General features: G+C 60.1%; 7 protein-coding genes. 3 read left to right on the forward strand and 4 right to left on the reverse strand.

Annotation, left to right across the window (positions count from 1 at the left end; genetic code table 11):
• Positions 1–76 precede the first annotated feature (76 nt).
• Together IM313_RS20905 and IM313_RS20910 are read left to right on the forward strand one after the other, a co-directional pair.
• Complete coding sequence (locus IM313_RS20905; RefSeq protein ID WP_192971716.1) at positions 77–964, forward strand: LysR family transcriptional regulator; 888 nt, start codon at positions 77–79, stop codon at positions 962–964.
• 20 nt (positions 965–984) lie between these two features.
• Positions 985–2,166, forward strand: a complete 1,182-nt coding sequence (locus IM313_RS20910; RefSeq protein ID WP_192971717.1) for a PLP-dependent aminotransferase family protein — start codon at positions 985–987, stop codon at positions 2,164–2,166.
• A 45-nt stretch (positions 2,167–2,211) separates the two neighbouring features.
• Here the strand turns inward: IM313_RS20910 and IM313_RS20915 are convergent, their stop codons facing one another.
• A complete protein-coding gene (locus IM313_RS20915; RefSeq protein ID WP_023619020.1) occupies positions 2,212–2,631 on the reverse strand; it encodes a nuclear transport factor 2 family protein in 420 nt (139 codons plus the stop codon).
• Positions 2,632–2,728: 97 nt separating this feature from the next.
• Here IM313_RS20915 and IM313_RS20920 point away from each other — a divergent pair, with 97 nt between their 5' ends.
• Positions 2,729–3,445, forward strand: coding sequence for a helix-turn-helix domain-containing protein (locus IM313_RS20920; RefSeq protein ID WP_192971718.1), 717 nt, complete (start codon positions 2,729–2,731; stop codon positions 3,443–3,445).
• A 152-nt stretch (positions 3,446–3,597) separates the two neighbouring features.
• Here the strand turns inward: IM313_RS20920 and IM313_RS20925 are convergent, their stop codons facing one another.
• From IM313_RS20925 to IM313_RS20935, 3 genes are read right to left on the reverse strand one after another with little or no spacing between them, the layout of a single operon-like run.
• Positions 3,598–4,767, reverse strand: coding sequence for an HlyD family efflux transporter periplasmic adaptor subunit (locus tag IM313_RS20925; protein ID WP_088204896.1), 1,170 nt, complete (start codon positions 4,765–4,767; stop codon positions 3,598–3,600).
• Between the two features lie 10 nt (positions 4,768–4,777).
• Positions 4,778–6,973: a type I secretion system permease/ATPase gene (locus tag IM313_RS20930; protein ID WP_028014148.1), complete on the reverse strand. Its 2,196-nt coding sequence runs from the start codon at positions 6,971–6,973 to the stop codon at positions 4,778–4,780.
• Positions 6,970–8,373, reverse strand: coding sequence for a TolC family outer membrane protein (locus tag IM313_RS20935; protein ID WP_192971719.1), 1,404 nt, complete (start codon positions 8,371–8,373; stop codon positions 6,970–6,972). Before IM313_RS20935 ends, IM313_RS20930 begins: the two co-directional genes overlap by 4 nt.
• Between the last annotated feature and the right edge of the window lie 24 nt (positions 8,374–8,397).

Consider the following 8,397-nt stretch of genomic DNA (forward strand, 5'->3'; position numbering starts at 1 on the left):
GCCCTCATTCTTTAATAAATAAAAAGTCAGATAAACTGGGCTAAAGTTAGATGATTACTAACCAGGGGTTTGGAATATGGATAAGCTTCGCGGCATGGAGACGTTTATCGCGGTGGTAGAGAGCGGCAGCTTCACCGGCGCGGCGGCGCGGCTGGAGATGTCGGCGGTGATGGTCGGGAAATATATTGCGCTGCTCGAATTTCAGCTCGGCACGCGGCTGCTGGAGCGCAATACCCGTCGCCAGAGCCTGACCGACGCCGGACGCGTTTATTTCGAAGAGGCCAGGCGCGTGCTGGAGCAGGTCTCGATTGCCGAAAGCGCGGTTGAACGGCTGCGCGCGGCGCCCGCCGGCACCCTGCGCGTCACCGCCCCCACGTCGTTTGGCGGCTGCGCGATCGCCCCTCTGACGGCCACATTTTTGCAGCGCTACCCGGAAGTGCGTATCGAACTGGATCTCACCAACCGGATGGTTGATCTGGTGGAAGAGGGGGTCGATCTGGCCATTCGCATTGGCGATATCCGCAATGACGATCTGGTGGCGAAATATCTGTGTCCCTACAACATGGTGATCTGCGCCGCGCCGGATTATCTGGCGCGACACGGCACGCCGCAGACGCCCGCCGATCTGGTGGATCATCTGTGCCTGTCGCACACGGTGTGGACCGCGCGCAACGAGTGGCGGCTGCCGGGTGCGGAAGGGGAGGTGCGCTGGAAGCGGGATGCGATCTTAAGATGCAACGACGGCTACGGCTTACGCATGGCGGCGCGAGCCGGGGCAGGGCTGCTGCTGCAACCGGAAGTGCTGGTGGCGGAAGAGCTGGCAAGCGGCAGGCTGGTGCGTGTGCTGGAGCCGTTCACGCCCGCGCCGAGGCCGGTGCATTTACTGTGGCGTCAGGATTTGCGTCCCCTCCCTAAGCTAACGGAATTTATTGCGCATATTCTGCTAAGATTGGGCACAATATAAAAAAAGAAGGTAATCAAAGAATGTCTGCAAACAAACTCGCCAGCAGCGCGCAGGGCCTGCAATCATCTGCCATCCGTGAATTATTAAAACATAGCAAAATGGCGGGCGTGATTTCGCTGGGCGGCGGTATTCCCAATCCGGACCTGTTCGATCGCGAAGGGCTTAAAATTGCCGCCGATGCCGTGTTGTCACAGAATTTTGGCGAGGCGTTCCAGTATGGCCTGACGGAAGGCGTACCGGGGCTGCGCGAAGAAATTAAACGCATCTGCGAGGGGCGCGGCATCGCCTGTAAGGCCGATGACGTGGTCATTACTTCCGGCTCTCAACAATCTCTGGACGTGCTGGCGCGTGCGTTAATTAATCCGGGCGATACGGTTGTCGTTGAACGTCCTACCTATCTCGCCGCGCTGCAGGTCTTTGGCCTGGCACAGGCGAATTTTGAATCCGTCGGCACCGACGGCGACGGCATGAAGGTCGATGAACTTGAGGCGTTGGTGGCGAAGAAAACCATCAAGGCGGTTTATATCGTTCCAACCTTTGGTAACCCTGGCGGCGTAACGCTTTCCGAAGCGCGCCGTAAACAGCTGGTGGAATTATCAAAGCGCTATGATTTCGTGATTATCGAAGACGATCCGTACAGCGAAATTAACTACACCGACGACGTGTTCCGCCCGCTGATTGCCCATGCGAAAGATATCGGCAATGAGGATAACGTGGTGTACACCTCTACCTTCTCCAAAATCCTCGCGCCGGGCACCCGCGTGGGCTGGGGGCTGGTGCCGGAATGGCTGAAGCGCGCGGTGGTGAACCTCAAGCAAACCACCGATCTGCACACCAGCACGCTGTCCCAGCTGATGACCTACGAGTACCTGAAAACCGGGCGTCTGGCGAACCAGATTAAAATGATCCGCGAGGCCTATCGCCAGAAATACCTGACGTTTGCAACGGAACTGGAAGCCGAGCTGGGCGATGTGATGTCGTTCCACAAGCCGAAGGGCGGGATGTTCCTGTGGGCAAAAATGAACAACGGCATGAATACGACGAAATGGCTGGAAAAAACCTTAAGCAACGGCGTGGTGTTTGTACCGGGCGAGTTCTTCTACTGCAACGAACCGGACCCGACAACGCTGCGCATGTCATTCGTCACCCCAACGGATGAGCAGCTTAAAGAAGCGGTTCGACGCCTGAAGATCTCCCTGTAACAGAGCGCGCATAACGGCAGTTGCCGTTTTGCGCGCAGGGTGAGCTTATTGCGTGGCGTGGGCGAGCGCGCGGTCTGAAGCATCGCCGCCGATCGTCTGCGTCACTTCATGGATACGACAGATTTTCCCCTCGCGCAGTGCGGCAAACATATACACCTCTAATTCCGCCTGGCGACCATCTGGATATGTCACCGTAGCCCAGTGCCGGTCTGCTAAAAGATTCTCGTGACAGGCCAGCTCTTCAACCCTGAATGCGATCGCGCGGATCTGCGAGCGGACGTGGTTCAGGTGCTGCACAAAACCCCGATAATCAAGCGCGTGACCATCCGTGTACTGCTGGTAATCGGGCGTGAACACCTCTGCGGGATCTAATTCGCCTTTGAACAAGCGGCTTAACAGGCACGCCATTTTTTCGCGCTGTAGGGTATTGTCAGGCTGGGCTATCAGGGTTGTGATGATGCTCATGTTGGCTCCTTGTGTAGTTGAGCCACCATTATCCTTGACAGTCGACGTCGCAGTTTCTGTAATACGTCGATGAATAACGATTTTCGGCCAGGATAAGATGATCGGTACAGAGACGCTCCGCCATCCCGGCGGTTACCGCACCGCGTGGCACAGCCATCCCACCGGACAGCTCTGGCGTATTGCAACGGGGCTGCTGGTGATTGAGACCCAACAGGGGCGTTCGGTTGTACCGGCAAACCATATTGGCTGGATCCCGCCGGGCCAGCAGCACGCCGCCTTTTCTGAAAGCGCGATAAAAGGCTGCGCTATCTATCTTGACCCTGCGTGCTGTGCAATGCTTCCCGATGCCCCCGCGCTGTTCGAGCCCGACGATCTCACTCATGCACTGTTTTCCCGCTTAAGCGTTGCAGAAAACGAGTACGATCCGCGAAAGCTCACCCTGCTGCTGGATGAGCTTGCCCTGACGCCTCAGGTGCGCTTTTATCTGCCCGTACCAACGGATCCGCGTCTGAAGAACGTGGTCAGCCACTTGCTGCAGTGTGTCGATGATAATCAAACGGTCAAGAGCCATGCCAGCCATGCCGGGATGAGCGTGCGTACGTTTAACCGTCGATTTAGCGCCCAGACGGGAATGAACTTCGTCAACTGGCGGCAGCTGGCGCGCGTCATGCAGGCAATGGAGTGGCTGGCGGCGGGGAAGCCCGTGGGATGGATTGCGCTGTCCTGCGGCTACAGCAGCGTCAGCGCATTTATTGAGGTTTTCAGAATGTGGACCGGTAAAACGCCGGGGCAGTGGGGGATTAAAGGTGGCTAAAGTGAACGGAATGACCACCACAGCCGTATGTTCCCCTCACCCTAACCCTCTCCCCAAAGGGGCGAGGGGATTGTTCAGTGCTAGCATTAATGTGTGGGGAACCCTCAGCCTTTGGGGTGAGGGAGAAGATCGTAGCCGCTGCCCGGCTAAGACTATCGCTCCCTCAGCGCCTCCTTCGCCCGGTTAAACGGCTTGATCAGATAATCCAGTACCGTTTTCTCTCCGGTCTTGATGTCCACTGTGGCAATCATCCCCGGCACGATCGAGAAATGCCTGCCCGCCTTATTCACCAGGTAATCCTGGCTGGTGCGGATAAACACGCGGTAGTAGAACACCTCCGGCTTGGCCTCGTCCTGGATAGTGTCCGGTGATATGGTCTCCACCACCCCGTGCAGCCCGCCGTAGATGGCGTAATCGTAGGCGGTGATCTTCACCAGCGCCTCCTGGTTCGGGTGGATAAAGGCGATATCGCGCGGCGAGAGGCGGGTTTCAATCAGCAGATGATCGTCCACCGGCACAATCTCCATCAGTTCGCCGTTGGGCGGGATCACGCCGCCGATGGTGGTGACTTTGATGTTTTTCACGATCCCGCGCACCGGGGATTTTACCGTCAGGCGGGTGACGGAATCCTCGCGGCCTTTGAGGATCGCCGAGACCATATCCACCTCGGCGTTGGCCTTGGATAGCGCCTCGCGCGCCTGAACGTAATACTGGGAACGCACGTCGGTGAGCTTCAGTTCCAGGTCGCTTTTCTGCCGCTGCAGGCGGAGCACTTCCACGTGGCTGGCGGCGCCGGTTTTTACCAGCCGCTGGGTGATCGCCAGCTCTTTGTTTGCGAGATCTAACGCTGAACGCAGTTCACGCTGCGTGTCCTCAAGCTGCGCGCGGCGCGAATTGTAGAGCCGCGTTTCGGCGGCGGTCAGTTCGGTCCATTTCTCCAGCGAAGGCGGGAACTTCAGCGGCAGATCGTTCACCTCGGCGTACAGACGGGCGCTGGAGGCCAGCGACGCGCGATAGCGCGCCGCGCTTTCGCCGACGTTCGATTCGGAACGCGTTGGATCCAGCCGCGCCAGCACCTGTCCGGCCTGCACCTGATCGCCTTCGTGTACGTTCAGCTCGGTGAGGATCCCCCCATCCAGCGACTGCAGCACCTGCTCGCGCGAGCTGGGGATCACTTTTCCGGTTCCCGTTGAGACTTCATCCAGCATCCCAAACCACGCCCAGACGCCCAGCGCCACAAACATCAGCAGCGAAAAGATCACAATCCGCCGCGCGCCGGTATAGCCGCTTTCTGAGTCGAGCGCATTATCCAGATCGTCCATCGCGGCTACGTCACGCTGACTGATTTTCATTTTTCCACTCCCGTCCGGTTGCTGCCTGCTGCTGTTGCTGCATTCGGCTGTTGTTCAGCGCCTGCGCTTTTGGCGCGTCCATGACCAGCATCCCATCTTTCAGCACGACCACGCGCTCCACCAGCTCCAGCACCGGCACGCGGTGGGTGGCGACAACCAGCGTCCGGTTGCCGAGCCACGCCCCCAGGCGCTGGATAAATTCCCGCTCGGTGTGCTCGTCAAGGGAAGCGGTCGGCTCGTCCATCAGCACGATATTCGGATCGCGCAGCAGCATCCGCGCCAGCAGAATTGACTGCCGCTGCCCGCCGGACAATCCCACGCCGTTCTCCATAATCGGGTAGTCCAGCCCCTTCGGCAGCTTCTGCACAAAGCTGGCCGCGCCGCACATCTCCAGCACCTCGAAGATCTCTTCGTCGGTGGCGCGCGGCATGCCGAGGGTGATGTTCTCGCGCAGGGTGCCGTAAAATAGCCGCGCGTTCTGGGTCATAAAGCCGACGTTTCGCCGCACGTCGGCCACGTCCAGATGCGGCAGGCTGAGGTTGTCGAGCCGCAACTCGCCGGCGGCCAGATCCATGCCGCCCGCCATCGCCTGCAGGAGAGTGGATTTGCCCGCGCCGTTACGCCCGAGGATCGCCACTTTCTCGCCCGGCCTGATCTCCAGACGGTTAATGCGCAGCGCCATGCGCGGATCTTCCGGCTGATAGCGGAACTGCGCCTGCTCGAAAAGATAGTGTCCGCGCAGCACGTCCTGGCGGATCGGCGTCTCTTCACGCTGATTTTCAGTAGGAAGCTGCATAATACTGTCCAGCCCCTCTTTGGCGGCTTTCACCTGCTGCCAGCGGGCGAGTACGCCGCACAGCGTCGCCATCGGGGCGATCATCCGCGAGGCCAGCATCGAGGCGGCTACCACCGAGCCGGTAGTCAGCGTGCCATCAATCACCATCGGCGCGCCAACCACGATCACGGCTGCGTAAACCAGGCTCTGAACGGTCATCCCCCAGCTGATCAGGTTCTGCGTCAGCTCGCGGGTGCGCAGGCCGGATTCCGCGGTGATCTGGATATAGCTGTTCCACTGCTGTAAAAAGCGGTTCTCCGCCTGCATCAGCTTGATGTCCTCCAGCCCCTGCACGCTCTCCACCAGCACCGCGTTGCGCAGGGTGGATTCATGCGCCGACTGCTTCGCCAGCTCCGCCAGCTTCTTTTGCAGCAGCAGGCCCGGCAGGACCATGATCACTGCCGCTACCGGGGCGATCCACGCCAGCTGCGGGGCGATGATCGCCAGCACCACCACAAACAGGAAGAAGAAGGGCAGATCGACAATCGTCGAGATGGTGGAGGAGGTGACCATCTCGCGGATCTGCTCCAGCTCGCGCAGCTGGGAGATAAAGCTGCCGGTGGAGCGCGGAATGGCGCTGTGGCGCAGCCGTAACGCGTGGCCGAACACGCGATCCGAGACGCGCAGATCCGAGCGTTTGCCCAGCAGATCCATAATGTGCCCGCGCGCAACGCGCAGCACAAAGCCAAACAGGGTGGCGATCAGCACCCCGATGGTCAGCACGTAGAGCGTCGGGTAGGACTGGGCGGGGATCACCCGGTCATACACCTGCATGGAAAAGACAATGCCGGAGAGGGAGAGCACATTGATAAACAGCGCCGCCAGCATCACCCAGCTGTAGGGGCGCAGGTCGCGCATCACCAGCCGGTAGAGCCAGTCCGGACGGTACTTTGAGATGTAGGCGTCCACGCGGCTGTCCTTAAGCGCGGCCAGCGGACGCAGGGCGATAACGTGGCGGATGGCGGGCAACATTGCGCTCATCGACAGGCGGTTGGTGTATGTCTTGTCGTCGAAAAAGCTGACCTCGAGCGTATCTTCTCCGTCGAAATTCTCGATCACGCCGATTTTTCCGTCGTTCAGCGCCACCACCACCGGCAGACGCCAGCTGTTGATCGACTGCTGATCGGCCGTCAGCAGCTGGAACGTCAGCCCGGCTTCACGGGCAAGCTGAGTCAGCGCGGGCACCATCGGTTTGCCTTTCAGCCACGGCGCGCCCGCGACGAGCGAGCCTGGCGAACAGGCAACGCGGTAGCGCGTGGCGACAAAGCCAAACGCCTGAGCCCACTGCTCCAGCGCCTCATCCGTCATCGTTTCCCCCTGCGGGATGTCGCGTTGCTTCATGGCTGGATCTCCACGGTCTGGATGGTGCGGTTATCAAGATCGAACGCATGACGCAATTGCCCGGTGTTATAGAGGCAGTTGAGCTGCAGCTGATGCAGCTGACCGAGGGTCTGCTGCTGGGTAAAGCGCGCCTGATAGACCTCCTGCTCGGCGTTGAGCACGTCCAGCAGCGGGCGCGAGCCGAGATCGAGATACTGCTGCTGGTAGAGCTCGCGGGTGCGGGCGCTGAGCGCCTCCTGGCGGCCCTGAATTTGCAGCGTGCTTTGCAGGCTCATGACCTGGCTGCGGGCCTCCAGCAGCTTCTGGCGGACATCGAGGCGCGTGCGCTGAATGGTCGACTGCGCCGCTTCCACCGCGTGACCGGCGGCGTTGCGTCGGGCGGTGAGTCCGCCGCCCTGATAGAGCGGCATCTGGACTTTCACCCAGGCGGAATATTGGGTGCGGTCCCGCGTTTCGTTACCCGCGTAGCGATCGTTCAGGTAGTGACGGACTTCCGGCTCCAGCGAGACGGTTGGCGTCATCTGCGCGTCGGCGTAGTCAAGGTTAGCCTGAGCGACGTTCGCCTGTGCCCAGGCGGCGAGGACCGCAGGCACCAGACGATCGTCCGGCTCGGCGATATCGCAACTGCGGGCCAGCTTCTGCGGAAAGTCATTGCTGATATCGTTCAGGCTGTTCCAGCCGAGAAAGCTCATCAGCGTGGCGCGGGCGCTGTCGAGGCTGGCCTGATACTGCATCAGCTGGGCGCGCGCCCCTTCAATGCGCGCGTCGGTCTGCACCACGTCAGACAGGGAAGTGGCCCCTTCGTCGTTACGCTGGCGGGTCAGGGTGCCTATTGATGAGAGGGCGTCAAGCTGCTCTTTGGCGGTGTCGACCATCTGCTGCCAGGTTTGCACCTGCACCATGGCGATAGCGGTATCGTGGGCGATGGTGTCGATACTGACCAGCACGTTGGCCTGCTGCTGGGCGACCCCGGCGTTTTCGGCCCGCACCTGGCTTGCCACTTTGCCGAAGTCGTAGAGCATCTGTGAAAGAGAGAGCACCAGCGACGGCGTAAAGCCGTTCTGGTCGCCGTCGTGGGAATACCCGTTGTCCATGCCGGCGTTGATTTGCGGATAGTATTTCGATTTGGCGACGTCGACCTCTTCGTTCTGTTCGTAGAGTTTGCCCACGGCTTCAGCGATCGCCGGGTGCCAGGTGACGGCGCGATTAACGGCCTCGCCAAGCTGTAGTGAACCGGGAGCGGCTTTGCCTGCCACCGGGGCGACGCGGCCATTCAGTGAGGGGAGTTCCTGCGTTTCGCGGAGCTGTCCGGTATTGATGGTTGCCGCCGGGTTTGCCGCGATGGCGGGTACAGATATCAGGCAGCACGAGAGCCACCAGTAAGGAATCTTTATTCCCATGTCTTGTCCCTAATAAAAAAGTAC

It is taken from the genome of Enterobacter cloacae complex sp. P2B (assembly GCF_014895985.1).
GTDB classification, from domain to species: domain Bacteria; phylum Pseudomonadota; class Gammaproteobacteria; order Enterobacterales; family Enterobacteriaceae; genus Enterobacter; species Enterobacter bugandensis.